At 71.4% G+C, this 25,922-nt stretch carries 24 protein-coding genes and 1 pseudogene; 11 read left to right on the top strand and 14 right to left on the bottom strand.

Annotated features, from left to right (window positions below; translation table 11 throughout):
- Positions 1–9: 9 nt before the first annotated feature.
- Together ACZ6R6_RS09420 and ACZ6R6_RS09425 are read right to left on the bottom strand one after the other, a co-directional pair.
- Positions 10–816 carry a hypothetical protein gene (locus tag ACZ6R6_RS09420; protein WP_470091646.1) on the bottom strand — a complete coding sequence of 269 codons (807 nt, stop codon included), beginning with the start codon at positions 814–816 and terminating at the stop codon, positions 10–12.
- A 197-nt stretch (positions 817–1,013) separates the two neighbouring features.
- Entirely contained in the window at positions 1,014–1,991 is a 978-nt protein-coding gene (locus ACZ6R6_RS09425; RefSeq protein ID WP_470091648.1) for an oxidoreductase, read from the bottom strand.
- A gap of 381 nt (positions 1,992–2,372) precedes the next feature.
- On the opposite strand from ACZ6R6_RS09425, the gene ACZ6R6_RS09430 reads away from it, so the two are divergent.
- Both ACZ6R6_RS09430 and ACZ6R6_RS09435 read left to right on the top strand, forming a co-directional pair.
- Entirely contained in the window at positions 2,373–3,014 is a 642-nt protein-coding gene (locus tag ACZ6R6_RS09430) for a response regulator (protein ID WP_306874080.1), read from the top strand.
- Between the two features lie 186 nt (positions 3,015–3,200).
- The gene (locus ACZ6R6_RS09435; RefSeq protein WP_470091650.1) at positions 3,201–4,610 is read left to right on the top strand and encodes an NAD(P)/FAD-dependent oxidoreductase; all 1,410 of its coding nucleotides are present in this window, start codon (positions 3,201–3,203) and stop codon (positions 4,608–4,610) included.
- A gap of 27 nt (positions 4,611–4,637) precedes the next feature.
- Here ACZ6R6_RS09435 and ACZ6R6_RS09440 read toward each other — a convergent pair whose 3' ends face one another.
- On the bottom strand, positions 4,638–5,375 hold the full coding sequence (locus ACZ6R6_RS09440; RefSeq protein WP_470091652.1) for an SDR family oxidoreductase: 738 nt from the start codon (positions 5,373–5,375) through the stop codon (positions 4,638–4,640).
- A gap of 79 nt (positions 5,376–5,454) precedes the next feature.
- Between ACZ6R6_RS09440 and ACZ6R6_RS09445 the strand changes: the two genes are divergently transcribed.
- The gene (locus ACZ6R6_RS09445; protein ID WP_470091654.1) at positions 5,455–6,063 is read left to right on the top strand and encodes a TetR-like C-terminal domain-containing protein; all 609 of its coding nucleotides are present in this window, start codon (positions 5,455–5,457) and stop codon (positions 6,061–6,063) included.
- A gap of 47 nt (positions 6,064–6,110) precedes the next feature.
- On the opposite strand, the gene ACZ6R6_RS09450 is transcribed toward ACZ6R6_RS09445, so the two are convergent.
- A complete protein-coding gene (locus ACZ6R6_RS09450) occupies positions 6,111–6,989 on the bottom strand; it encodes an AraC family transcriptional regulator (RefSeq protein WP_470091656.1) in 879 nt (292 codons plus the stop codon).
- Positions 6,990–7,087: 98 nt separating this feature from the next.
- Between ACZ6R6_RS09450 and ACZ6R6_RS09455 the strand changes: the two genes are divergently transcribed.
- A complete protein-coding gene (locus ACZ6R6_RS09455; RefSeq protein ID WP_470091658.1) occupies positions 7,088–8,815 on the top strand; it encodes a glycoside hydrolase family 35 protein in 1,728 nt (575 codons plus the stop codon).
- 203 nt (positions 8,816–9,018) lie between these two features.
- On the opposite strand, the gene ACZ6R6_RS09460 is transcribed toward ACZ6R6_RS09455, so the two are convergent.
- Positions 9,019–9,357: a hypothetical protein gene (locus ACZ6R6_RS09460; protein ID WP_470091660.1), complete on the bottom strand. Its 339-nt coding sequence runs from the start codon at positions 9,355–9,357 to the stop codon at positions 9,019–9,021.
- A 165-nt stretch (positions 9,358–9,522) separates the two neighbouring features.
- Between ACZ6R6_RS09460 and ACZ6R6_RS09465 the strand changes: the two are divergent.
- Positions 9,523–9,780, top strand: a pseudogene (locus ACZ6R6_RS09465) (anthrone oxygenase family protein); the annotation flags it as partial.
- Between the two features lie 110 nt (positions 9,781–9,890).
- On the opposite strand, the gene ACZ6R6_RS09470 reads toward ACZ6R6_RS09465, so the two are convergent.
- The 4 genes from ACZ6R6_RS09470 to ACZ6R6_RS09485 are packed head-to-tail and all read right to left on the bottom strand — an operon-like array spanning position 9,891 to position 13,898.
- Entirely contained in the window at positions 9,891–10,886 is a 996-nt protein-coding gene (locus ACZ6R6_RS09470) for a LacI family DNA-binding transcriptional regulator (RefSeq protein ID WP_470091662.1), read from the bottom strand.
- Positions 10,883–11,713 (bottom strand): carbohydrate ABC transporter permease, encoded by an 831-nt coding sequence (locus tag ACZ6R6_RS09475; protein ID WP_470091664.1) that lies wholly within the window; start codon positions 11,711–11,713, stop codon positions 10,883–10,885. Before ACZ6R6_RS09475 ends, ACZ6R6_RS09470 begins: the two co-directional genes overlap by 4 nt.
- Positions 11,713–12,582 (bottom strand): carbohydrate ABC transporter permease, encoded by an 870-nt coding sequence (locus ACZ6R6_RS09480; protein ID WP_470091666.1) that lies wholly within the window; start codon positions 12,580–12,582, stop codon positions 11,713–11,715. The genes ACZ6R6_RS09475 and ACZ6R6_RS09480 overlap by 1 nt, the downstream gene beginning before the upstream one ends.
- On the bottom strand, positions 12,579–13,898 hold the full coding sequence (locus ACZ6R6_RS09485; protein WP_470091668.1) for an ABC transporter substrate-binding protein: 1,320 nt from the start codon (positions 13,896–13,898) through the stop codon (positions 12,579–12,581). Before ACZ6R6_RS09485 ends, ACZ6R6_RS09480 begins: the two co-directional genes overlap by 4 nt.
- 162 nt (positions 13,899–14,060) lie before the next feature.
- On the opposite strand from ACZ6R6_RS09485, the gene ACZ6R6_RS09490 reads away from it, so the two are divergent.
- Together ACZ6R6_RS09490 and ACZ6R6_RS09495 are read left to right on the top strand one after the other, a co-directional pair.
- Positions 14,061–16,025 carry a beta-galactosidase gene (locus ACZ6R6_RS09490; RefSeq protein ID WP_470091670.1) on the top strand — a complete coding sequence of 655 codons (1,965 nt, stop codon included), beginning with the start codon at positions 14,061–14,063 and terminating at the stop codon, positions 16,023–16,025.
- 180 nt (positions 16,026–16,205) lie between these two features.
- The gene (locus ACZ6R6_RS09495; protein WP_470091672.1) at positions 16,206–16,814 is read left to right on the top strand and encodes a response regulator transcription factor; all 609 of its coding nucleotides are present in this window, start codon (positions 16,206–16,208) and stop codon (positions 16,812–16,814) included.
- Here the strand turns inward: ACZ6R6_RS09495 and ACZ6R6_RS09500 are convergent.
- The gene (locus tag ACZ6R6_RS09500; protein WP_470091674.1) at positions 16,755–18,461 is read right to left on the bottom strand and encodes a sensor histidine kinase; all 1,707 of its coding nucleotides are present in this window, start codon (positions 18,459–18,461) and stop codon (positions 16,755–16,757) included. The two genes, ACZ6R6_RS09495 and ACZ6R6_RS09500, sit on opposite strands and share 60 nt — an antisense overlap.
- Before the next feature lie 102 nt (positions 18,462–18,563).
- On the opposite strand from ACZ6R6_RS09500, the gene ACZ6R6_RS09505 reads away from it, so the two are divergent.
- A complete protein-coding gene (locus tag ACZ6R6_RS09505) occupies positions 18,564–20,510 on the top strand; it encodes a serine hydrolase domain-containing protein (protein ID WP_470091676.1) in 1,947 nt (648 codons plus the stop codon).
- Positions 20,511–20,748: 238 nt separating this feature from the next.
- Here ACZ6R6_RS09505 and ACZ6R6_RS09510 read toward each other — a convergent pair whose 3' ends face one another.
- Positions 20,749–21,978, bottom strand: coding sequence for a serine hydrolase domain-containing protein (locus ACZ6R6_RS09510; protein ID WP_470091890.1), 1,230 nt, complete (start codon positions 21,976–21,978; stop codon positions 20,749–20,751).
- A 376-nt stretch (positions 21,979–22,354) separates the two neighbouring features.
- On the opposite strand from ACZ6R6_RS09510, the gene ACZ6R6_RS09515 reads away from it, so the two are divergent.
- Positions 22,355–23,194 carry a GbsR/MarR family transcriptional regulator gene (locus tag ACZ6R6_RS09515; RefSeq protein WP_470091678.1) on the top strand — a complete coding sequence of 280 codons (840 nt, stop codon included), beginning with the start codon at positions 22,355–22,357 and terminating at the stop codon, positions 23,192–23,194.
- Between the two features lie 107 nt (positions 23,195–23,301).
- Here ACZ6R6_RS09515 and ACZ6R6_RS09520 read toward each other — a convergent pair whose 3' ends face one another.
- On the bottom strand, positions 23,302–23,694 hold the full coding sequence (locus ACZ6R6_RS09520) for an SDR family NAD(P)-dependent oxidoreductase (protein WP_470091680.1): 393 nt from the start codon (positions 23,692–23,694) through the stop codon (positions 23,302–23,304).
- Between the two features lie 152 nt (positions 23,695–23,846).
- Positions 23,847–24,254, bottom strand: a complete 408-nt coding sequence (locus tag ACZ6R6_RS09525) for a RidA family protein (protein ID WP_470091682.1) — start codon at positions 24,252–24,254, stop codon at positions 23,847–23,849.
- A 142-nt stretch (positions 24,255–24,396) separates the two neighbouring features.
- Here ACZ6R6_RS09525 and ACZ6R6_RS09530 point away from each other — a divergent pair, with 142 nt between their 5' ends.
- The gene (locus tag ACZ6R6_RS09530) at positions 24,397–24,819 is read left to right on the top strand and encodes a winged helix-turn-helix transcriptional regulator (RefSeq protein ID WP_470091684.1); all 423 of its coding nucleotides are present in this window, start codon (positions 24,397–24,399) and stop codon (positions 24,817–24,819) included.
- Between the two features lie 11 nt (positions 24,820–24,830).
- Here ACZ6R6_RS09530 and ACZ6R6_RS09535 read toward each other — a convergent pair whose 3' ends face one another.
- Positions 24,831–25,001, bottom strand: coding sequence for a hypothetical protein (locus tag ACZ6R6_RS09535; protein WP_470091686.1), 171 nt, complete (start codon positions 24,999–25,001; stop codon positions 24,831–24,833).
- 345 nt (positions 25,002–25,346) lie between these two features.
- Here ACZ6R6_RS09535 and ACZ6R6_RS09540 point away from each other — a divergent pair, with 345 nt between their 5' ends.
- Entirely contained in the window at positions 25,347–25,904 is a 558-nt protein-coding gene (locus tag ACZ6R6_RS09540) for an MFS transporter (protein ID WP_470091688.1), read from the top strand.
- Positions 25,905–25,922: the final 18 nt, after the last annotated feature.

Here is a 25,922-nt window from a genome sequence, read left to right on the forward strand (position 1 = left end):
GGTGGAGGGTCAGACCTCATCGACCGTCCCGCACTCGCCTTCCTTGAGCGGGGCGGCCCTGTCGTCGTAAGCGTCGTCCACCGGGCCGCCCCCGCCTCCCTCGCCCGTGTAGTCAGGCCGCAGGAACCCGTCGGGAGATTCGCACTCCGTCCCCGCCGACCAGAATTCGACGCTCTCACCGTCCCAGTTGCGCAGCCGGGCGCCCGGCTCATCCCGCCAGAACTCGTGCCGGGCCTTGACGTAGACCATCACCCGGACGATGGGGCCGCTCTTGGCCGCCGGGCGGAGTGCGTAGACGAACCGGGCCTCGTAGTTCACCCGGAGCTGGGGCCGGCCGTCCTCGTCGACGGCCGACTCGGCGGCCATCTTCCCCCGCACCTTGACCGCGTCGCCGACCAACTCGGCCGAGCCAGGGGCGAAACTGGTCACCCAGCTGCGGGTGTTCTTCTTCTGGTCCTTGTGGTCCAGGTCGCGCAGGAAGAACTTTCGCTGCTCGGCGTCGAGCAGTTCGGCGAAGGCGTCCGGCTCTCCGCCGAGCAGAGTCCGCCTGTCGAGGTGGGCGGCCCCCAACATCCGCCGGCTGGTCAGAAAGGCCGAGCGGACGTCCTTGGCGGAGAAGTTCTTCACCGGCCTGGCCTCGGGGACGACGATGCCGCCGATCCCCTCGGCGAATTTCTCCGCGGGCGACCCCCGGAACGGCTGGCTCGCGGTGATCACCGCCTGGTCGGCCGCCAGCTCCCCGAGCACCCCGCACCCCGTCAGCGTCGCCGCCAGACATCCCGCCAACGCCATCCGCGCCACCCCGTGATTCTTCATGGCAGGATGATATTTATTGATCTACCTCGGCTTTACTCATCTCATGACACCTAAGATCATGATTTGATAAATCATGATCACGACCGCGTGAAGCGGGGACGGCCCGGCCTCGCGATGGTGGCATCGGTCGATCAGAGCGCGGGCGCCGCCGACGGCACCGGTCCGCGACCACCCGGGGCGGCGCGGCCCGCTGGGGATCACGCGGTGTCCGCCGGCCACCGGTAGCGCACGCCGGTGAGCCTCTCCGAGATCTCCCACAGGCGGCGCGCGGTGGCGGTGTCGTGGACGGCCCGGTGCCCGTGGCGGGTCACGGGGTCGCCGCGCAGCTCCAGGAACCCGTCGGGGGCGACATAGCAGCCTCCCGGCAGGCCGGGGACCGTCGCGGCGTACAGGGAGGTCCTGGCGCCCTCGGGAGTGGGCCGGAACAGGGAACGCACGAGCAGCGGCACGAGGGTCCGATACAGCCGGCCCCGGCCGGTGTTGGCACCTCCGGTGAGCACGTTGGTGCGAGTGAGGCCGGGCGCGACGGCCATGCTGCGCAGCGCCGGGCCCGCCGCCGCGGCCCGGCGCTGCAGCTCGACGGCGAAGTAGAGGTTGGCCCGCTTGGACTGCACGTAGGCGAGGACCGCGCTGTAGCCGCGTTCGGCGTTGAGGTTGGCCAGGTCGAAGCGGGCGAAGCGCTGGCCCTCGCTGCTGACGGTGACCACCCGGGGAGCCCGCGCGGCGAGCAGGTGGGGCAGCAGCAGGCCGGTGAGCGCGAACGTGCCCAGGTGGTTGACGCCGAAGTGCGACTCGAACCCGTCGGCCGTCCGGGCGAGGGGCACCATCGCGACGCCGGCGTTGTTGACCAGCAGGTCGAGCCGGTCATGGTCCCACGCGGCGGCGAACTCGCGGACCGACTCCAGGCTGCCCAGGTCGAGACGGCGCAGTTCGGCCCGCGCGCCCGGCACCTCGTCCCGGAGGCGGTCCAGCGCGAGCCGTCCGCGTCCGGGGTCACGGCAGGCCAGCACCACGTGGGCGCCACGGCGGGCCAGCTCGCGGGCGGTGACCTGACCGATGCCGCTGTTGGCGCCGGTCACCACGGCCAGGCGGCCGGACTGGTCGGGGATGGAGCCGAAGGTCCACGCCGAGGAGGCGCCGTGCCCGTACCGCGCGGCGCGGGATGCCGTCGTCATGTCCGGTCCTCCCCCGAGCTTGCGGGTCCGGCGGCGAACGCGCCGGTGAGGGCGGTCTGCATGGCTGTCTCCTTCCGTGGGCGGATGCCGGGCCGGCACGGCGGGCGCCTTCTCGTGGACGACGCCGCGCCGGCCGTATCCGTGGCAGGACCGCCCGCTATCGCAACTCCTTGTTGCGATGGGCCGAGCCTGCCACAGGGCGCCCTCCATCGCAACCAGAAGTTGCGATAGCCCCGCGCACGGCACACCGCCGCCATCGGTGCGCCACACGGCGGGCATCGGGGGGATCGGCACCGCGGTTCACCGGCCGCCGCATCGGGCGGCGAGACCCGGGACCTTGGTCCCTACCGGCGCTCTCGCGGGAGCGCTAGCGTTCAGGACATGATTCGCGTTTTCCTCGTTGACGATCATGAGGTGGTGCGCCGGGGCGTGGCCGCCCTGCTGGAGTCCGAGGGCGACATCGAGGTGATCGGCGAGGCCGGCACCGCGGAGTCGGCCATGGCCCGCATCCCCGCCCTGCGGCCGGACGTCGCGGTCCTGGACGTGCGCCTGCCCGACGGCAGCGGGGTGGACGTCTGCCGCGAGGTCCGCTCCATGACACCGGAGCTGGCCTGTCTGATGCTGACCTCCTTCGCCGACGACGAGGCCCTGTTCAACGCGGTGATGGCGGGCGCGTCGGGTTATGTGCTCAAGCAGATCCACGGCTCGGACCTGGTCGGCGCCGTACGGACGGTGGCGGCCGGCCAGTCGCTGCTGGACCCCCAGACCACCGCCGCCATGCTGGCGCGGCTGCGCGAGCAGGCCACCCGCAAGGACCCGCTGCAGGCGCTGTCGGAGCAGGAGCGCCACATCCTGGAGCTGATCGGCGAGGGCCTGACCAACCGGCAGATCGGCGAGCGGCTCTACCTGGCCGAGAAGACGGTCAAGAACTACGTCTCCAACCTGCTGTCCAAGCTCAGCATGGAGCGCCGCACCCAGGCGGCGGCCCTGGCCGCACGGCTGAAGGCCGACCGCTGGAGATGAGGCCGGGCGGCCGGACGGCGTGACACCGGAGCGGCCGGACGACGCGCGTGGACGCGGCGACACCGGAGCCCCCTGATCGCGCGCATGGACGCGGTGACACCGGAGCCCCCGGACGGATGCTTGATCCGTCGTAAAAAGGGCACGCGGCTATGAGCTGGAACTCCGCGACCGGGAAGGACCACGGGCATGGCCGAACGGCAGAGAGTCGTCGTCGTGGGAGGGGGGTTCGCGGGCTTCACCGCGGCGCGGACCCTCTCCCGGATCGCCCGGGGGGCGGTCGAGATCGTCCTGATCAACCCGACCGACTACTTCCTCTACCTGCCGCTGCTGCCCGAGGTGGCGGCCGGGATCCTCGACCCGCGCAAGGTCGCGATCCCGCTGTCCGGCAGCTGCCCGGGAGTGCGGCACCTGCTCGCCACGGTGGACTCCGTGGACGTGCGGAGCCGGCGGTTGAGGTGCACCGATCCCGAGGGCAGGCCCCGCGACCTCGGCTACGACCGCCTGGTACTCGCGGTCGGCAGCGTCAACAAGCTCCTGCCCGTCCCCGGGGTGGCCGAGCACGCGCACGGCTTCCGCAGCATCGCCGAGGCCCTCTACCTGCGCGACCATCTCATCCGCCAGATCGAGCTCGCCGACGCCACCGGCGACCCCAAGGAACGGCAGGCGCGCTGCACCTTCGTCGTCGTGGGCGCCGGATACACCGGCACCGAGGTGGCCGCGCAGGGGCAGTTGCTGACCCTCGACGCGCGCAGGCGCCGGCCGGGCCTGCGCGAGCAGACCATCCGCTGGATCCTCGCCGACCTGGCCCCGCGCATCCTGCCCGAGCTGGACGAGCGCCTGTCACAGGCCGCGCACCGCACCCTGGCCGAGCGCGGGGTGGAGATCCGCACCGGCACCAGCGTGACCGAGGCGACCTCGGAGGGGGTCACGCTCTCCGACGGGGAGTCCGTGCCGACCCGCTCGCTGATCTGGTGCGTGGGCGTACGGCCCGACCCCCTCGTGCAGTCGCTGGGGCTGGCCACCGAGAAGGGGCGGCTGCTGGTGGACGAGTATCTCAACGTCCCCGGCCACCCGGAGATCTTCGCCTGCGGGGACGCGGCCGCCGTGCCGGACCTGACCAGGCCGGGCGAATACACCCCGATGACCGCCCAGCACGCCAGCCGTCAGGGCAAGCGTGTCGCGCACAACGTCGCCGCCTCCTACGGTCGCGCGGAACGCCTGCCGTACAAGCACCACGACCTGGGGTTCGTCGTCGATCTGGGCGGGGCCAGGGCCGCGGCGAACCCGCTGGGCGTGCCGCTGTCCGGCCTCCCGGCCAAGGCGATCACCCGGGGATACCATCTGCTGGCCGTGCCCGGCGGCCGGGCGCGCATCGCCGGGGACTGGCTGCTGGACGCGCTGCTGCCGCGCCAGACGGTCCACCTCGACCTGGTCCACGGCCAGGAGGTGCCCCTCGCCAGCACCTCCCCCGACACCAGCGCCTCCCCGGCGACCGGCGCCTCCCCCGGGGACGGCGCCCCGGCCACGACCGGCGCCCCGCCAGAGGCGGGCACCTCCGCCAAGGCGGGCCCCGCTCCGGGCGGCCCGGCCGCCTGACCGGCCGTCGGGGGCACCGGGCACGGGTCAGACGATGCCGCCGTTGGCCCGGATGACCTGGCCGTTGACCCAGCGGCCCGGGCCCGCGAGGAAGGCGACGACCTCGGCGATGTCATCGGGGGTGCCCAGGCGCTCCAGCGGCGGCTGGGCCGCCATCCTGGCGATGGTCTCCTCGTCCTTTCCGTCCAGGAAGAGCGCGGTGGCGGTGGGCCCCGGGGCGACGGCGTTGACGGTGACGTCACGGCCGCGCAGCTCGCGGGCGAGGACCAGGGTCACCGCCTCGACCGCGCCCTTGGTCGCCGCGTAGGCCGCGTATCCGGGCAGGGCCAGGCCGAGCACCGACGAGGAGAAGTTGATGATCGCCCCGCCCCCGCGCACCCGGCGGGCGGCCTGCTGGTCGACGACGAAGGTGCCGCGGACGTTGGTGCGGTGCATCCGGTCCAGGTCGTCGAGGTCGAGCTCGGCCACCGGGGACAGGCGCATCACCCCGGCGGCGTGCACGACGACGTCGACGCCGCCGAAGGTCTCCTCGGCCGCGTCGAACAGCGTGGCCACCGCGGCCTCGTCGGCGACGTCGGCACGGACCGCCATCGCCCGGCCCCCGGCTCCGGTGACGGCGGTGACCACGGCCTCGGCCTCGGTCTGGTTGCCGGCGTAGTTCACCACGACGGCGAACCCGTCGGCGGCCAGGCGTTCGGCCACCCGACGGCCGATGCCGCGCGAGCCTCCGGTGACGATCGCGACGCGGGTTGCTGGAGTGCTCATGATCGATCCCCCTCGAAAATCTGTGTACACTATGTACATATATAGGATTATGAACACAGTGTCCATATATTCACTGGAGGTGAGCGTGACCGAATCCGCCCAGCCGGTCCGCCGGGGGCGTGGACGGCGCCCGGCCGACGAGGTGCGACGGGAGATCCTGCGGGCGGCCGGTGAGCTCCTGCTCGCGGAGGGGATGGCCGGTTTCACCGTCGAGAAGGTCGCCGCCCTCGCGGGCGCGAGCCGGGTGACGCTCCACAAGTGGTGGCCCTCCAGGGGCGCACTGGCACTCGACGGCTACTTCAGCGTGGTCGGCCCCACCCTGGCCTTCCCCGACACCGGCGACATCGCCGCCGACCTCACCGGGCAGGTGCGGGCGTTCGTCCGCCTGATGCGCGACACTCGGGCGGGACGTGTCATGCCCGAGCTCATCGGCCAGGCCCAGACCGACCCCCAACTGTCGGCCCTCTACCGCGAGCGCTACTCGGCCCCGCGCCGGGAACTGGCCGTCGAGGCCCTGGAGCGGGCCAAGCAGCGGGGTCAGATACGGGCCGACGTCGACCCCGAGGTGGTCGTCGACCAGCTCTGGGGCGCCTGCTACCACCGCCTGCTCATCCCCGACCAGCCGCTGACCGACGAGTTCGCCGAGGCGGTCGTCGCCAACCTGCTCACCGGGATCAGCCGCCCCTGAGCCCCGCTCCCGGGTCACCGGCCCCCTCCGCGCGCGGCGGCCGAGGCTCAGCCGGTGAGCCCCCGCGTCTGCTGCTCCCGGAAGGCGCTGGGCGCCGATCCGACGCGCCGGGTGAACAGGCGCGTGAAGTACGCCGGATCGTCGTAGCCGACGCGCCGCGCGACGGAGGCGACACCGAGGTCGGTGCCGGCGAGCAGGTCCTTGGCCCGGGTCAGCCTGATCGACAGGATGTAGTCCTTCGGGCTGCAGCCGGCGCTCCTGCGGACGGAGTCGCGCAGCTCCGCGACGGTCATGCCCATCCGCCGCGCGTGCTCGGGGATGGTCAGCGGCAGGCAGGCGTCCCTGGCCAGGTTGTCCAGCACCGGGTGGCCGTTCGGGTCCTGGTCGGCCCGGCCGCGGCGGAGGGTGACGAGCAGTTCGTGCACGCCCGCCGAGGTCTCGACCTCCACGTGCGGGCCGCCCTGCCGGCAGACGGTCGCCATCTTCCTGATCAGGTGCTGTACGGCCTCGGCCGAGGAGAGCGGGACGACGGGCTCCTGCCTGTCGATGAAGCCCAGCTCCTGGTAGGCGGCCGCGGCCGATCCGGTGAAGTCCACGAAGCACTCCGACCAGCCCGGTTCGTACGGGCCGTAGTGGTGGACGACCCCCGGATACAGCCACAGCAGGACGGGGGCCCGCACGTCGACGGGAGGCCGCCCGTCCGAGGAGAACCAGCCCGCACCGGAGGTGATGACCACGGCGACATAGTGGTCAAGGGTGCGCGGACCGACGGCCGGCAGCCGGCCCTGCTGCATGCCCACGCCCAGGCAGGTCAGGCCCAGCCGCTGGTGAGCGGGGCTGGGCGTCAGATAACGCCACCAGTGATCCCAGTGTTCCTGCCCCTCGATCCACTCGATCGGTCCAACAGGCCGCCGCGAATTGTCCATGGCCTCCCCCGCCTGCGATCGGCAGGCTTGCGGTGCTGACCTGGGGATCGTAGTAGTTCAGGATGACGATCCCATCACAGGATGAAAGGGACCGGTTGATGCGTGAATTTTCGGCGGCGGGCGGGGAGTTCCGCCTGGACGGTGCGCCTTTCAGGCTCCTGTCAGGGGCCATGCACTATTTCCGCGTGCATCCGGGTCAATGGGATCACCGGCTGGCGATGCTGCGCGCGATGGGCCTGAACACGGTGGAGACCTACGTCCCGTGGAACCTTCACGAGCCACGGCCGGGTGACTTCAGGCGGCTGGAGGAGCTCACGGACTTCCTGGAGGCGGCGGCCCGCCACGACCTGCTCGCGATCGTCCGCCCCGGTCCCTACATCTGCGCGGAGTGGGAGAACGGCGGTCTCCCCTCCTGGCTGACCCACACCCTCGGCAGGCGTGTCCGCACGGGCGACGCCGCCTATCTGGAACGGGTGGACCACTGGTTCGACCAGCTCATACCCAGGATCGCCGAGCATCAGATCACCCAGGGCGGTAACGTGATCATGGTGCAGGTGGAGAACGAGTACGGTTCCTACGGATCCGACTCGGGCTACCTGCTCCACCTCGTGGACCTCCTGCGCGACTCGGGGATCGAGGTCCCCCTGTTCACCTCCGACGGGCCGGAGGACCACATGCTGACCGGCGGCGCCGTCCCCGGCATCCTGGCGACCGCCAACTTCGGCTCCGAGCCGGAGGCCGCCCTCGCCGCCCTCCGCCGCCACCGCCCGCACGATCCGGCCACCTGCATGGAGCTGTGGCTCGGCTGGTTCGACCACTGGGGCAGCGGACACGTCACCCGCGCCGCGGCCGACGCCGCCGACGTGCTGGAGCGCCTCCTCAAGGAGGGCGGCTCGGTCAACATCTACATGGCTCACGGCGGCACCAACTTCGGCACCTGGGCCGGAGCCAACCACGACGGGACCTACCGGCCCACCGTCACCTCCTACGACTACGACGCGCCGATCTCCGAGGACGGCAGGCCCACCGAGAAGTACTGGCGGTTCCGGGAGATCCTCAGCCGCTACAACAGCACGCCGGAGCCCCCGCCGGCCCCGCCCGTCCTGCCCCCGTCCCGCGTCAGGATGACCGGGTCGGCCGCCCTCGCCGACGCCTTCCCCGCGGACTCGGTGACGGCTCCGGTGCCGCCGACCTTCGAGGAGCTCGGTCTCGTCCACGGCCTGGTCCGCTACCGGGTCGACGTGCCCGGACCGCGGCAGCCGTACCCCCTGACCGTGGACGGGCTGCACGACCGCGCCCACGTGTACGTGGACGGCGCGCGCGTGGCGACCCTGTCGCGGGACGGCGGCGAGTCGGTGGACGTCGCCGGACCGGCCCGGGTCGAACTGCTGGTGGAATCGCTCGGCCGGGTCAACTACGGCACCCGGCTCGGGGAGTGCAAGGGCATCGTGGGAGGCATCCTGCACGAGCGGCAGTATCTGCACGGCGTGACCGCCCAGGCCCTGTCGCTGGAGGAGCTCCCCCCGGTCCCGTTCCGGGAGGGCACGGGCAGCCCCGTGCCGGCCTTCTTCCGCGGCTCGCTGGAGGTGGAGGAGCCCGCCGACGCCTTCCTCGCCCTGCCCGGGTGGGAGCACGGTTATGTGTGGGTCAACGGCTTCGGCCTGGGCCGATACTGGTCGCGGGGCCCGCAGCGGACCCTGTACCTGCCCGGCCCCGTGCTGCGGCCGGGCGCCAACGAGATCGTGGTCCTCGAACTCGACGCCGTGGGCGAGCCGGTCGTCGAGATCCGCGCCTCGCCCGACCTCGGCCGGCCGGAGCGTGCCTGACGATCCCACCCGGCGGAGCCGGAGCGTCAAGGACGCGATGACGGCGCCCGCGAGACAGCGGCCGGCGAGTCCGCCGGAACCGGTGGCCACCGCGGCCACCGCCCGAGCTTGCCGGAACACCGCTCGACCAGGTCGCGCCCCTGGCCGACGGCTGCGCCGGAAGCGGAGGGGCGGCCCCACGGCCGCCCCTCCGCCTGCGATCTCTATGCCTCGGAGGAGAAGCCGGCCGGTTCGAGCAGGGTCTCGCCCAGAGTCCGGGCCAGCCAGTCCTGGCAGTCACGCACACTCCAGCCGCAGACCTCGGTCAACCGCTCGAACAGCTCGATCGACGTCAGGACGTAGATGTGATCAGCCGCCCGCTCGACGCTCAGACCGGCACGCAGCGCGCCCACGGCCGCCAGATGTTCGGCAGGACCACGGCTGCCCGTCAATCGCTGCCGTTCGGTCTCGGCCAGCAGGCCGGCCAGGCCGGCGTCGGTGGCCGCGGCGGCGCGCAGCACACGATGCACCGGACCGACACGTTGATAGATCGCCAGTGCCATCTGCGCATCGTGCTGCTGGAGGTCGCCCGGACGGGTGCGACGTCACTGCTCGGCCTGTTCGCCGGCGGCCTCGTGTTCACCCTGCTGGCTCCATCGCTGCGATCATTACCCGGCCCCGCCTATGTCCGGTACTGGCAGGCGCTCAACGCCGACTACCGCCGCGCCATGCCCGTGCTCCTGCTCACCTGCCTCGCCCTGCTCCTGGTGACCTGCGCCGCGTCCTATCAGCGCGGCCGGCCCGTCTTCTGGCTCACCGTCGCCGCCTCGCTGCTCGTGGTGGCCACAATCGCGCTCACCGTGACCGCGCTGGATCCGCTCAATCGACTCGCCGACTCCTGGAACGCCGATCAGCCGCCGTCCGGCTGGGCGGACGCCCGCCTGCGCTGGTGGAGGCTGCACACGGTCCGCACCGCGATGGCGACGCTGGCCTTCCTCGCTCTCCTGGTCGCCCAGGTGGTCGACCGGGCAGGAGGTGAGACCGTCGGCACGCACTCGGCCGCGCGACTCCAGGGCTCCGGCGAGGCGGCGGCCCGTCAGGCGGACTCGCGGATCACCAACTCCGTGGGCAGTATCACCGGAGCCACCTGCCCGGCCCCGTCGATCAACGTCAGCAGCAACCGCACCGTCTCCTCGGCCACCAGCGCGAGCGGCTGCCGGATCGTCGTCAGCGGAGGATGCGTCGACACGGCCACGGAGGAGTCGTCGAAGCCTCCGACCGCCACGTCGTCGGGCACCCGCCGCCCCGCGGCCCGCAGCGCCGCCAGCGCTCCCGCCGCCATGAGGTCGGAGGCGACGAAGACCGCGTCGAGGTCGGGCGACCGGCCCAGCAGCTCGTTCATCGCCCGCTCCCCGCTGGCCCGCGACCAGTCCCCGTGTGCGATGAGCTTCTTGGACGCCTTGCGCCCGAGGACGTCGGCGAAGCCCTCCAGGCGTTGGGTCCCGCCGGGGGTGTCCATCGGGCCAGTGATCATCGCGATGCGCCTGCGGCCCCGGGAGACCAGGTAGGAGGTCATCTGGCGGGCGCCGAGACGCTCGTCGGCGGCGGCGTAGGGGATGACGCCCTCCTTGCCGATCACCGCGCCCTGGGCCACGACCGGCACGTCGGTGCCCAGGGCGTCGACGAGGGGGTCACCGGCGTGCGTGGAGACCAGGAAGACCCCGTCGGCGTGGCCGCCGCGGACGTAGCGGATCACGCGCTGCCGGTCGCCGTCGTCGGCGGCCATCATCATGACGAGAGAGATGTCGCGCTCGGCCAGGCGCCGCACCGCCGTACGGATGAGGACGCTGTAGTTGGGGTCCTCGAACAGCTTCTCATGGGGGTCGGACAGCACCATGACCACCGACCCGGTCTTCTGGGTGACCAGGCTGCGTGCCGCGCGGTTGACGACGTACCCCGTCTCGGCGATGGCGCGTTCGATGGCCGCGCGGGCCGCCGTGCTGACGTACTTGTCGCCGTTGAGCACGCGCGACACCGTGCCGCGGGACACGCCCGCGGAGGCGGCGACGTCGTGGATGGTGGGACGCTTCACTTCACGGCTCCGGAGGACAGGTCGGTCCTCCAGTATCGCTGCAAGGTGAGGAAGAGCGCGATCAAGGGAATGATCGACAGCAGCGCCCCGGTGAGGATGAGGTTGTACAGCGAGGGCTGGTTCGCGCCCGCCGCGAGCAGCGTGTAGAGGCCGACCGTGAGCGGGAACTTGCCGTCGTCACCGAGCATGATGAACGGCAGCAGGAAGTTGTTCCAGATGGCCACGTACTGGAACAGGAAGATGGTCACCATACCGGGCACCATGAGGGGTACGGCCACCCGCGACATCAGCCGCCACTCCCCCGCCCCGTCGAGCCGGCCGGCCTCCAGCAGGGAGTCGGGTATGGCCGCGGTGGCGTAGATACGGGCCAGGTAGATGCTGTAGGGGTGGAGGATCTGCGGGAGCAGGACCGCCCAGTAGGTGTCGGCCATACCGATCTTGGAGAACAGCAGATACTGCGGGACGGCCAGGACGACCGCCGGCACGAGGATTCCTCCGATGAGCAGGTTGAAGATCAGGTTCCTGCCCGGGAAGCGGTACTTGGCCAGCGCGAAGCCCGACACGGCGCTGACGGCCGTCGACAGCAGCGCGCCGCCTCCGGCATACAGCACGGTGTTGAGCAGCCAGAGCCAGAACACGCCGTCGCGGTAGGCGAACAGCTCGGCGACGTTGGACAGCAGGCCGGTGCCGGGGGCGAGGGTGTTCAGGGTGAACAGCTCGCCCGGCGACTTGGTGGCCGCCAGCGCCAGCCAGCCGACGGGGAACAGACCGTAGACGGCGCCCAGCAGCAGGAGTCCGGTGGGGGCCAGTCCGAGGCGGCGTGTCATCAGCCCTCCCCGAAGGCGCGGCCGCGCACGACGCGCAGGAATCCGAACGACAGCACGAGCGAGATGCCCGCGATGACGATCGAGGTGGCGGCGGCGGAATAGAGGTCGCCGGTGACGAAAGCGTCGCGGTAGACCTTCATGAGCGGACTCCAGGTCGAGCTGACGGTGTTGGTGAGCGGGCGCAGTGTGGTCGGCTCGGCGAACACCTGGATCGTCGCGATGATCGAGAAGACCGTGGTGAGGATGAGCGCGGGGATCAGGATCGGGATCTTCACCCGGAGCGCGATCTGGATCTCGGAGGCCCCGTCGATCCTGGCCGCCTCATACAGCTCGCGCGGGATGGCCCGCAGCGTGGTGTACAGGACGAGCATGTTGAAACCGACCCCGCCCCACACCGCGATGTTGGCCATCGAGTAGGTGACGGCCGCCTCACCGAGGAAGTCGAGGGGTAAGGGGCTGAGCGAGGGCAGGTAGAGGAAGCCCCACATGAGGGTGGCCGCCACCCCCGGCACGGCGAACGGCAGGAAGAGCGAGATCCGCGAGAAGCGGGCCAGCCGTACGTGAGCCGAGTCGAGCAGCAGCGCGAAGAGCAGGGCCAGTCCGAGCATGACGGCCAGGACCAGCGCGCCGTACCCCAGGACGCGCAGCCATCCGGCCCACAGCTCACCGTCGGCGACGGCGGCGGCGAGGTTGTCCAGGCCGACGAAGACCTCCTGGCGCGAGCCCCTGCCGAGTCCGAGCCCGGAGACCTTCGTGCGGAGCGTGGACAGGTAGACCGTGTAGCCGATCGGCACCACCAGGAACAGCGCGAACAGCGCGATGGCCGGGGTCAGGAAGAGGTACGGCGCGGCTTTGACGCGTCGGCTCATGGCGCGATCTGGAATCCGGCCTTGCGCATGTCGGCGACCGTGGTCTCCTGCATGGCGCGGACGGCGTCGGAGAAGGAGGACCTGGCCCGCACGGCCTTGTCGAAGTTGTCCTTGAAGGAGTTGTAGGTGACGCCGATGTTGGGCCCGAAGGTGAAGCCGCGGGCACCGGCGGAGACGGCGGCCGCCTGCTGCCAGAAGTCGTTCTGGCCGGAGAAGTAGGCGGGCGGCTCGCTCAGCGCGGCCTGGCCCTTGGCGGAGGCCGGGTAGATGAAGGCCTCCTCGACCAGCAGGTCGACGGCCTGCGGGTCGGTGTTCAGCCAGGTGGCGAACTGGGCGGCGGCGGCCTGGTGCGGGGACTTGGCGGTGACGGCGACGGAGGAGCCGCCCCAGAAGCCGCTGTAGCTCTCACCCGCGTTCCACTGCGGCAGCGGGGCGACCGCCCACCTGCCCTTGGCCTTGGGCGCGTTGCTCTCCAGCACGCCCGGCGCCCAGATGGCCGAGGGCCAGGTGAGGAGCTTGCCGTCGTTGAGCGCCTTGTTCCACTCGGGGGTGAAGTACGGCATGTCGTCGACGACTCCCTCCTTCACCAGGCCGCCCCAGTAGTCGGCGACCTTGACGGTGGCCGCGTCGGCGACGTCGACCTTCCACGACTCGCCGCTGATGCCCCACCACTGGGCGCCGGCCTGCTGGGCGAGGCCGGTGAAGGCGCCGGGGTCCTTGCTGGAGAAGGTTCCGAGGAAGACCTCGGGGTCCTCCTCGTGGACCTTGCGGGCGGCGTCGGCGTACTCGTCCCAGGTCCTGGGCACCTCGATGCCGTACTTGTCGAACAGGTCCTTGCGGTAGTAGAGCATCATCGGCCCGCTGTCCTGCGGGATGGCGTAGACCGCGTCGGTGCCGAGCGTGACCAGGGCCCACAGGCCCTCGGAGAACTCGCCCTTGGTGGCGCCGGCGGGCGTGGCGGCCAGGTCCGCGACCGCGTCGGCGGCGATGAAGGACGGCAGGTGCTGGTACTCGGCCTGCACCAGGTCCGGCGGGTTGCCCGCCTTGGCGGCGGTGAGGAACTTGGCGGCCGCGTCGTCGCCGCCGGCCTGCTTGCTGATGGCGACCTGGATGTCGGGGTGGGCGCTGTTCCAGACCTTGACGACCTTGTCCATGTTCGGGGCCCAGGTCCAGTAGGTGAGCCTGACCGGGCCCACGGGGGCGGCGGGGCTCTGCGCCGCGCCCGGGGCCGCGGCGGCCTCCTGCGACGGGGCGCCACAGCCCGCGGCGGTCAGGGTGACCGCGAGGACGGCCACGCCGAGAAGTCGGGTACGCATGGGGGACCTCCGGAGATAACTCTGTGAACGTGCACAGACTGGAACGCCCAGAATCCACCGTCAAGGGGTCGTTACGTTCTCGTTAAACTCCAGGTAGCTTCCCAGTGCACCGATGTGAGCGCTACTGTGCACGTTCACAGAACAAGTCATCTGGGGGCATCCATGCGGCAAGGGATCGCGTTCGGCGGCGACTACAACCCCGAGCAGTGGCCACGGGAGACGCAGGAGGAGGACATCGTCCTCATGCGCGAGGCCGGGGTGAACCTGGTCAGCCTCGGCATGTTCTCCTGGGTCCTGATGGAGCCCCGCGAGGGCCACTTCGAGTTCGGCTGGCTGGACGAGATCCTCGACCGCCTGCACGGGGCCGGGATCGCGGTGGACCTGGCGACACCGACGGCCGTCCCTCCCGCATGGTTCGTCCGGGAACATCCGGACTCGTTGCCGGTGAACCGGGAGGGCGTCCGCATCGGCTTCGGCGGCAGGCAGAGCGCCTGCTCCAGCTCCCCCGCCTTCCGCGCCGCCACCGAGCGCCTGGTCCGCGCTCTGGCCGGGCGCTACCACGACCACCCGGCGGTGGTGATGTGGCACGTGCACAACGAGTACGGCGCGCCGCTGGGCGAGTGCTACTGCGACCACAGTGTGCGGGCCTGGCGCCGGTGGCTGCGCCGTACCTACCGGGACCCGGCGGCGCTCAACGACGCCTGGGGCACCGCCTTCTGGGGCCAGTGCTACGGCGACTGGGAGGAGATCGACGCCCCCCGGTTCAACCACACCGTGGTCAACCCCGCTCAGCGACTGGACTTCGCCCGCTTCAGCGACGAGCAGCACCGCGAGCACTACGCCCTGCAGCGCGACCTCATCCGCGAGGTGTCGGACCTGCCGGTGACCACCAACTTCGCCGGCACCGTCAACTGCAAGTCCACCGACCTGTGGCGGTGGGCGCGTGAGATCGACGTGATCGCCAACGACCATTACCTGGTGGCTGAGCGGCCCGACAACCACATCGACCTCGCCATGTCGGCCGACCTGGCGCGTTCGGTGGCCGGCGGCGGGCCGTGGCTGCTCATGGAGCACTCCACCGGCGCGGTCAACTGGCAGCCGCGCAACGTGGCCAAGCGGCCCGGCGAGATGCGCCGCAACAGCCTGGCGCACGTGGCCCGCGGCTCCGACAGCGTGATGTTCTTCCAGATCAGGGCCTCGCGCTTCGGCGCCGAGAAGTTCCACTCGGGGTTGATCCCGCACGCCGGCACCGATTCCCGGCAGTGGCGTGAGGTGGTCGCCCTGGGCAGGGAGGTCGCGGCGCTGGCGGAGGTCGCCGGCGGCAGGGTCACCGCCGAGGTGGCCGTGGTCTGGGACTGGGAGTCGTGGTGGGCGTTGGAGCTCGACTGGCGCCCCTCTGTCGACCTGGCCTTCCGCGAGCGGGTCGACGCCTTCTACGAGGCGCTGTGGCGTGAGCACGTCACCGTCGATTTCGTCCACCCGTCGGCCGACCTGTCGGCCTACAAGCTCGTCGTCGCGCCGAGCGCCTACCTGCTGACCGAGGACTCGGGCAAGAACCTGCACCGCTACGTCGAGGCCGGCGGCCGGCTGCTGGTCTCCTTCTTCTCCGGCATCGTCGACGCCCACGACACCCTGCACCCCGGCGCCTACCCCGGCGTGCTGCGCGAGGTGCTGGGGCTGTCGGTGGAGGAGTTCCATCCACTGCGCGAGCAGGAGACCGTCACCGTGGACGGCGGCCTGCCGGGGCGGATCTGGTCCGAGCGCGTACGCCCCGCCGGCGCCACGCCGGTGCGCTCCTTCACCACCGGCCCCGACGCGGGCCATCCCGCCTTCACCCGCCACGACCTGGGCGCGGGTGGCGCCTGGTACCTGGCCACCGCCCCGGTCACCGGCCTGCGCGAACTGCTGTCGGAGGTGCTCGATCACGCCGGCGTCTCCAGGCCGCGCGACCTGCCCGACACCCTGGAGCTCGTACGGCGGGGCCGCCACCTCTTCCTGATCAACCACGGCGACGCGCCCGTGACCGTCGCGGGCGTCACCGGTACGGACCTGCTCGACGGCACCCCCCATACCGGCTCGGCCACGGTCCCCGCGGGAGCCGTGGCCGTCATCCGCGAAGAAGAGTAACGACGGAGCGACTCCCCTCGCCACCACCCTGTGGGCCGCCGAGGGCCGGCGTCGCGGCCGGCTGCCCGGACTCCACGCGCGGACGGCCGCGCGGGCCGACCCCCGCCGCGCCGAGGTCCGGCGGCAGGGCGGATGATGAGTCTTCCGCCCTGCCGGTGCGGCGAGGATGAAGGAGCGAGCGTGATTCGAGTACTGCTGGCGGAGGACATGGAACTCATCCGCGGGGCCCTCGTCGCGCTGTTGGGGTTGGAGGGCGACCTGACGGTCGTGGCGGAGGTCGCGTCGGGGAGGGCGGCGGTGGCGGCGGCCCTGGAGCACCGGCCGGACGTGGCGGTGCTCGATGTGCACATGCCAGGCGAGATGGACGGGCTCGCCGCGGCCGGTGTGCTGGCGGAGCTGCTTCCCGAGTGCCGAGTGGTGATCCTCACGTCGCTGGGGCGTCCGGAGACGTTGCGCCAGGCGCTGGCGTCCGAGGTCAGCGGGTTCATGCTCAAGGACGCGCCGCCCGCGCAGCTGGCGGAGGCGATCCGGCGGGTGGCCGCGGGAGAGCGCGTGCTCGACCCGGATCTGGCCGCGCAGGCGATCATGGGCAGGCCGAACCCGCTGAGCGCCCGGGAGGTCGAGGTGCTGCGGATGGCGGCCGGCGGCGCGGAGCCGGCCGCCATCGCCTCGACGTTGTTCCTGTCCAAGGGGACGGTGCGCAACTACCTGGGGGCGATCGTCACCAAGCTAGACGCGCGCAACCGCCTTGACGCCGTCCGGATCGCGACCGAGGCCGGTTGGCTGTAGGACGAGGAGCTCATACCCTTCGGGGACGCGGGAGGTCCGCAGGACACCGCCCAGGGCGGTCACCCGCTGGGCCAGATTGGTCAGGCCCTGACCGGGCTGCGCGGTGGCCTCGCCGACACCGTCGTTGGTGATCCGCAGGCGTGCGGTGGCGTCCCGCCGGGTGAGCTCGATGCGGCAGTGCCGGGCGCGGCTGTGCCGCAGGACGTTGGTGACCGCCTCGCGCAGTACGGTGGCCAGCAGCGCGTCGATCTCCCCCGGCAGCTCGACGACGGGATCCGCGTGGACGGTCGCGCCCGCGGCGGACAGCACCTCGCGGGCGGAGGCCAGCTCGGTCCCCAGCGACAGCGCGTGGCCGCTGTCTCGGGGGATGGCGGCCAGGTCGGTGAGGGCGCGCTCGGCGATGCGGGCGATGTCGGCGAGCTGTTCGGCGGCCCGCTCGGGGACGTGGACGGCCAGCTCCCCCTTCACCACGATGGCCGACAGGCTGTAGCCGAGCAGATCGTGGATGTCCCGGGAGATGCGGCGGCGTTCCCCGGCCAGCGCGATCCCGGCCAGGGCCAGGCGCGCCTGGCGCACCTGGGTGACCATGTCGGTGTGCCGGGCCAGGCCGTGGAACATGACCGCTATGGCCAGCGCGTTGAACGTCCAGTAGAGGTTCTCGGCCGAGGGCGTGCCGCGCAGCGCCATCGTGGCGGCCGTCGCCAGCAGCACGGCGCCGACCGCCGGGAAGGCCGCCCGGCGTGTCCACAGGATGAGGATCGAGCCTGCGGTGAAGCCGATCAACTGCGGGTAGGGGCGGTCCGGGAAGAACAGCGGCGCCAGGACGAGGACGGACTGCAGCGCGAGCGTCCACCCCGCGTGCCGGGGCCGGACGCCGGGCGGCCGGGGCAGCGAGTGGTGGAGCTGCAGGACCGTGACGGCGACCACGGTCGGCAGGCCGACGGCCAGGACCGCGGGAGGCAGGGCCGCCCGCCACAGGAACACCGCCGAGACGATCAGGAAACCCAGGTGCGCGGTCACCAGGATGGGGAGCGCGAGCCGGGGCGTGAGGTCGTCGAAGGACGGCTGCGCCGGGGCGGGGGGAGCCTGCCGGGCACGTGCGGCGGCGCGGCGGGCCAGGGTGAGGATCTCGCCGGTGCGCCCCTGCGCCGCCAGGGCGATGACGGCCGACAGGCTGGAGCCCAGGACGCTTTCGAGGTCGCGGGAGGCACGCTCGCGCTCCTCGGCGACCGACGCCTCGGCCAGTTCGTGGCGGGCGGCGTGCAGTTCGATGCGCAGCTCGTTCAGCCGGGTGACGCCGAAGACGACCAGGCCCTGGGTGAGCGCGTTCACCATGGCGTTCACGCAGGCGTAGGCGTCGGCCGTGTTGAGCAGGCCGGCGGCGGCCACGACGGCGCAGAACAGCACCCGGCGCAGGGGGCCTCGCGCGATCAGGAGCACGGAGGCGGCGAGCAACCCGGGGGCGCCCTGCCCGGCCCACGGGAACAGCAGCGCCTGTGCGGCGAGCGTCCACGGACCGCGCAGGCGGCGCAGGCGCGGCAGGCTGTGCACGATCTGCAGGGCGAGCATGGCGGCCGCCGGAACGCCGGGCAGTGGGGCCAGAGGGTCGAACATCACGCCTGCCAGGACCACCAGGATGACCGTCACAGCGGAGGATCATAGCGATATGTACTGATTGTGGATTTTGCATGCGGTGCCGGTGCTCCTGACACTGGCCCGGTATCGCCCCAGGTCGGCAGGGTCTACCTCATGAAAACCCGCCTCACCCGCATCCTGGCGGCGGCGCTGGCCGGCGCCGTGGTCCTCGCCTCGGGACCGGCCCTGGCGGCCGCCGAGCCGCCCCCACAGGCCGGCCTGCCGGGACTGGCCGAGTTGGTCGACCGTGTCGTCCCCGAGCAGCTGGCCCGCGACCGCATCCCCGGCGCGGCGGTCGTCGTGGTCTCCGGTGGGCGCACGGTCCTCGCCAGGGGGTACGGGGTCGCCGACGTGGCCACGGGGCGGCCGGTCGACCCCGGCCGCACCGGATTCTTCACCGGATCGCTCGCCAAGCTGTTCACCGCCACGGCCGCGCTGCAACTCGTCGACGACGGCAGGCTCGACCTGCGAGCGGACGTCAACCGGTACCTGACCTCCTTCAAGATCGAGGACTCCTATCCCGGCCGGCCCGTCACCCTGGAGCACCTTCTGACCTACACCGCGGGCTTCGACGACGACGTCGTCGGGCTCGCCGAGGCCGATCCCGAGGACGTCGGCCCGCTGGCGCGCAGCCTGGCCGACCGGCAACCGCGACGCGTGCGCCCTCCGGGCACGCGCGTCGCCTACGACAACTACGGCATGGCGCTCGCGGGCCATCTGGTGGAGGCCGCCTCCGGGCAACCGTTCGCGCAGTACGTCGAGCGGCACATCCTCAAGCCGCTCGGAATGCACGCCACCAGCATGGCCGTGCCGCACGCCGCGGCGCTGAACGCGGACCTCGCCGGCGCCTACCGCCCGAGCGGAGACGGCTACGCCGCCGTCAAGGGTCAGTACGCGCCGTGGGCCCCCACGGGAACCGGCCCCGTCTCCACCCCGGCCGACATGGGCCGTTTCATGCTCGCCCAGCTCCACGACGACCCTCGCCTGGGCAGGAACCTCGCCCGCCGCCTGCAGGAGCGGCACTACGCCCAGGACTCCCGCATCCCGAGCATGGGCTACGCCTTCGAGCAGCGCTCGCGCAACGGTCACCGGCTCGTCTACAAGGACGGCGACGTGCCCGGCCACCACAACGTCATGGCCCTGCTCCCCGAGAAGGACATCGGTGTCCACGTCGTCTACAACGGCGACGGCGCCGGCGCCGTCGCGAGCTGGGACGGCCAGAGCCTCGTCGACCGGATCGTCGACCGCTACCTCCCCGCGGAATCGGCCACCGCGGGGACCGCACGTGCCGGCGCCGGGGACGGCGACATGACGCGATACGCCGGTACCTACCGCTCCACCCGCACCAGCCGTACCAGCCTCATGAAGGTGAGCTCCCTGTTCGCCGCGCCGACCGTGCGGGCCGGCGCCGACGGCACCCTGACGACCACCGGACTGTCGCCCGACCCGGCCAGGACGACCCAGCACTGGGTGCCGGCCGGTCCCGGTCTCTTCCAGGAGCGCGACGGCCAGGCGCGGATCGCCTTCGACGGCGAGGGAACGCTGTCCAGCTCGATGAACCCGTCCGAGGCCCTGGAGAAGCTGGCCTGGTACGACGCCCCGATGCCGCACCTGATCCTGTTCGGCCTCAGCGCCCTGGCGTTCGTGTCGGCCTTCCTTCTCCTGCCGATCAGCGCCTCGGTCCGCCTCCTGCGGCGGCGCTCCCGCGCCGGTGCCCCGCAGCAGCCGACCGGCGCCCGTGTCGCCCGGCTCCTGGCCTGGATCACGGCCGCGCTGGTGACCGCCTTCGTCGTCGGGATCGCGATGACCATGTCCGACCCGAACGTGGTCATGGAGCTGACCGTCCTCAACGCGCCCCGGCTCGCCGCGCTGCCGGTCCTCGCCACGGCCGGGCTCCTGTCCGCCGTCCTGGTCACCGCCGCCGCGGTGCCGGCCTGGGTGAAGGGCTGGTGGGGCCGGCCCGGGCGGCTGTGCTACACCGCGCTCGCGCTGGCCGGCGTGGCGTTCTTCAAGATCGCCATGACCTACAACCTCCTCGCCCTGCCCTTCCCGACCAACTGATCAACCGACCGTGCGGATCGCCACGGTCACCCGCTCCGGCCCGCGACAACGCTCCACCTCGGGGCTCATCGCACGGCCCCGGGCGGAGGGCCGTCCTGACGGACGACGGCGGGCGACCCCGGGCTCAGGCAGGCAGGGTCGAGCCCGACCCCGCGCGCAACCGTCGACGGCGCGGCCGCCAGGGGCTGACCGTTGGGTGCCGTGGGTCGCGGGCGGGCCTACCGGGCGCGGCTCGGTGTCAGTCGTCGATGGCCTGGTAGAGCGTGGTCCAGAAGTCGTGGATGGCCCGCGCCGAATCCGGGGTGGACATCCCGGTCTGGGTGAGCAGGATGCCGACGAGCTGGTTGTCCGGGTCGGCGTATGTGGTGGTGCCGGCTCCGCCGTCCCAGCCGAACTGGCCGATGGGCGCGTAGTCGCCACGGTAGGTGCGCACCGCCATCCCGAAGCCCCAGCCGCCGTGCTGCCCCTGGCCGTGTGACATATGGACGTTGTTGGTGGCCATGGCGTTTCGGACGGCGTTCTGCTCGGGCGTGAGGCGGTTGGTGGTCATCAGCTCGACGGCGGGCCGGGACAGGATCCGTTCGCTCCCGTGCATCCCGCCGTTCAGCAGCATCTGGAAGTAGGCGTGGTAGTCGTCGACGGTGGAGACCAGCCCGCCGCCGCCGCCCTGGAACGCCGGAGGCTTGCCGACCCTTCCACCTGCCGCCTCGTCCCACACGTGGAACTCGCCGGTCTGCGGGTCGGGGGCGTACAGGGGCGGCAGCCGGTCGATCTGGTCGGCCGGCACGTGGAAGGCGGTGTCCCTCATGCCCAGCGGATCGAAGATGCGCTCGCGCAGGAACTCCTCGAACGACTGGCCGGTGACCCTGGCCACCAGCACGCCGAGCAGATCGTCGCTGATGTGGTACTGCCAGCGCTCGCCGGGCTGGTACATCAGCGGAAGCGCGCCGAGGCGGCGCATCCACTCATCCGGCTCGGGCATCGGCTCCGGCAGATCGGGCGTGAGCCCCTGCTCGAAGATCGCGCCCATGATCGGGGCGCCCAGCGCCGTCATGTCCATGCCGAGTCCGAAGGTGGAGGTCAGCAGGTCCCGCACGGTGATCGGCCGCCGCGCCGGCACGGTGTCGTCCAGCGGGCCGTCGATCCGCTTCAACACCCGCCGGTCGGCGAGTTCGGGCAGCCACTGCTCTACCAGGTCGTCCAGCCGCACCCGGCACTCATCCAGCAGGACCATCGCCGCCGCCACCGCGACCGGCTTGGACGTGGACGCCATCCGGAAGATGGTGTCGCGGCGCATCGGCGCGCCACCGTCATGGCGCATCGTCCCGAGCGCTTCGACGTGCGTCTGTCCGCCCCGGCCGACCAGGGCGACCAGCCCGGGAATCTTCCCGGAATCGACATGCCGTGCCAGCACCTCGCGCAGCCTGCGCAACCCCGCTTCGGAGAAGCCGCTGTTGCCCGTTCCCATCATGAATCCCCTTACATACAGTTTTCGATCTTGCGAGACCCACCCCGGCCTGGCACTCACGGTTTCGACGAGTGACGCACGGGGCGGGGTGAGCTCAGTCCTGGCGACTCCCTCTACGGCGTCACCGACATCCGCCATCGTTCGGGAATCGCTGAACGCCTGCGACGCTACATTGCGTTCATAAATCAGTCAACAGCAAATGAGGTTCATTGCCCCTGCTCTCTCCAGATGACAGGGTTTTCTTTGCAATGAATATGAGGCTGAACGCAATGTATGATCGAATTTGCATTGCAATGGAATCCGTGTGAATACATACTGTGCAGCGGGTGTGCGGGCGCCGAGCCCGCGCATGTCGACAGCTGGGGGACGAGCACCGATGCCCGGAGGCAGACTCACCGATGAGGACCGTCAGCACATCGCTGCGGGGCTGGCCGAGGGACTCGGATACGCGGAGATCGGCCGGCGCCTGGAGCGGCCCGCCTCGACCGTCATGCGGGAGGTCACCCGCAACGGCGGACCCGACGACTACCGGGCGGACCGGGCGCAGGAGGCCACCCGGCACCGTGCGCGCCGGCACAAGCAGGCTCGGCCTCCGGCGCCGCCGATCCTCGACAGCGGCCATGGGCGGGACCCCCGGGCGGTGCGGGACTTCACGGAGTCCTTCATCGCTCTCCTCGTGCAGCAGGGCCTGCCCCGCATGGAGGCCAGGGTGCTGGCCTGCCTGTACATCACCGACTCCGGCGCCCTCACCGCCGCCGACCTGGTCCAGCGGCTCCGCGTCAGCCCGGCGTCCGTCTCGCACGCCGTCACCTTCCTCGAACAGCAGGGAATGCTCAGCCGGGAACGGGCTCCCGGCGCGCGGCGCGAACGCTATGTCGTCGACGACGAGATCTGGCTCCGGTCCCTCCTCGCAGCTCTGCAGAGGAACGACGCCCTGGCGGCCGCATCGCAGCGCGGAGCCGAGATTCTCGGGGTCGCGACCCCGGCGGGCGCCCGCTTCGAGTCCTCCGCCGAACTCCTTCTCCTCGTGAGCGAGGCCCACCGGCAGGTCATGGAGCAGTGGCGGCAGCGCCCGGCCGCCCGGAGCGCCCAGCACCCGGACACGCTGACCACACGGGACGGACTCGCGGACTGCACCGAGAAGACGAGCGGGCGGCCGGCGGCTGATCGGCAACGCTCTGACAGGCCCGCCTCGGGGGCGGAGGGTGTTTCATAGCCTGCTCCGCGCGATGCCGTGCGGGTCAGGCGGCGGGCAGGCCGACTTGGAGGCGGCGTACGAGGCCACCGCCGGCAGCGTGGCCCAGGACAGGACCGACAGCATGTTCACAATCGCTCCGCCGCCGTTACGGCCGAGGATGGGGCGAAGGCACGGCACATCGCCAGCGCGCCGAAGAAGTTGGCCTCCATCTCGGCACGTGCCGCCTCAAGCGAAGGCGCCGCGATCAGCCCGCTGCGCAGCCCGATGCCGGCGTTGTTGATCAGCAGCGTGACATCGCCGCAGCTACGGGCCACCGCGGCGACGGAGGTCGGGTCGGTGACGTCGAGCTCGACCGGGACAAGATCCTGGTCGGTCACCGAGCCCGGGTCCCGGGCGCCGGCGTAGACCGTGCGCGCACCCCGTTCCAGCAGTGCCAGCGCGAAGGCCCTGCCGAGCCCGCGGTTGGCGCCCGCCACCAAGGCGGTGCAGCCCTGGAGATCAATGCCCTGATCTTGCATATCCCGCCCCAAGCGATAGTGGGTTGGAAAACCCAACTCAGCAGGGAGCGTATGGGTTGGGAATTCCAACCCGCAAGGTGGGGTCGGGGCCGGCCCGCCGTACGGAGCCGGCCCGCCGTACGGGGACCGTGACTCCGCACGGCGAGGAGCGTTCAGTCGAGGATCGCGGTGGCTTCGATCTCGACCAGATGGTCGGGGATGTCCAGTGCCGCAACGCCCAGCAGCGTGGCCGGCGGGACCGGGGTGACCCCCAGCTTCGCGGCCGCCCGGGAGATCCCCTCCAGGAGCAGGGGCATCTTGTCGGGGGTCCAGTCGACGACGTGGACGGTCAGTTTCGCCACGTCGCCGAAGGAGGCGCCGACCTCGGCCAGGGCGGTGCCGATGTTGAGGTAGCACTGCTCGACCTGAGCGGCGAGGTCACCTTCGCCGACCGTGACCCCATCGGCATCCCAGGCGACCTGCCCGGCGATGAAGACCAGCTTCGACCCAGTCGCGATCGACACCTGCCGGTAGGCGTCGATCTCCGGCAGTCCGCCGGGGTCAACCAGGGTGATGGCCATGCTGCCCGCCTCCTCGTCACGAGAGCCCGTGGGCTCGCTTCCCTTGAACCAAGACGCTCTCGGTCTCTTGTGGTTACTGAGGAACTGTAGGAGAGTGTCCGCTGACATGGAAGAACGCACTTTTCAGTGACTGGGGAACCTTATGGTGACCAAGCAGTTCAGGGGCTCGCCCGAGGAAGCGGACCTGAGGCGCGCGGACTCTCTGGCGCGGGAGATCTTCTCGGACGTCGCCAACAAGTGGGCGCTCCTGATCATCGAGGCTCTGGGGGAACGCACCCTGCGCTTCGGCGAGGTGCGGAACGGGATCGAGGGCATCAGCCACAAGATGCTCACCCAGAACCTGCGCATGCTGGAGCGCAACGGCCTGGTCGAGCGGAACGTGCACCCCACCGTGCCGCCGCGGGTCGAATACACCCTCACCGAGTCGGGCCAGGCCCTACGGGCGACGGTCCATGGAATGTGCGACTGGACCCACCGGTACCTCGGTCACATCGAGGCCTCCCGCCGCCGCTTCGACTCCATTCATGATGAACATCGGAGATCAGGTCACCGGCGGCCGCTGTGAACGGCGGGGCGTCAGTGGTAGCAGCGGAGCTGCATGTCGTCGAAGCGGACCCATGTTTTGACGCCGCCCTCGAGGCTGTCGATGATCTCGACCATACCCGCCCGCGCCTCGGTGGCGGCGGCTGTCACGGCTCCGACGGAGAAGACGACCATGGCGACCAGCGAGGCCGACGCCCTGAACAACCTCGACCTACGGATCAGCCCGTTCGTGATTTCTCCGAATCGCGTCGGTGAACAGCCCGTGGCACCTCGAATTGTGAGCACGCGACCGGCGCGTGTCCATCAATAGTTCGACCGGCTGTCATCGGGACCTGATGATGCGCCCCGGGCGGACGGGCCGGACCTGACGGGAGGCGCGTCAGATCGGACGAGAAAGGGCGTCGGTCGCCCGGAACGCCATTTCCATTCGGGAAAATCCATGACCCCGGGTGCGGCCCATCCCGGTGCGGCCCCGGGTGCGGCGCGTCCGCACCCGGGGTCACCGCCGCCGGGGAGGGCGGCCGGCGCCCGTGCCATGATGTCTCCATCATGCTGGCGGCCCCCCTTCTACGCCTGGCCCGCGCCACCGCTTTCGCGACGGTGTGCGTCGGGCTCGGGGTGCTCGCCCATGTGTTCGCCGGAGGCACGGTGACCGTGGAGACGGCCGCGTGGGGGCAGGGTCTGTCGCTGCTCGCCGCACTGCCGCTGACCGGGCGCGAGCGCGGTCTGCCTGTGATACTTCCGCTGCTGGCGGGTGTGCAGGCCGGGATGCATGTGATCTTCGCGCTCGTGGACGCCACGCCTTCCGGAGACAGTCTCATCCAGCATCTCCACTGCGCGACGCCCGGCCCCGGCATGACGGTCCTGCACGGGGTCGCCGTGACGCTGACCGCCATCTGGCTGGCCAGGGGCGAAGCGGGTATGTGGGCGCTGTTGCGGCTGATCGGCGCCCGCGTCATCCGGCTGATCTTCGCCTGGCTGGCACCGGAGCCGGCGGTCGGCCGCGGGCCCGTTCCCACCTTCCCCGGGGTCCTCCGGCTACGGTCCGTCCTGCTCCGGTCCGTGGTCAGCAGGCGAGGCCCGCCCACGGTCGCTTTCTGTCGCTGAATCCCTGCTTCTGCCAGA

This window comes from Streptosporangium sp. NPDC048886, assembly GCF_055586905.1.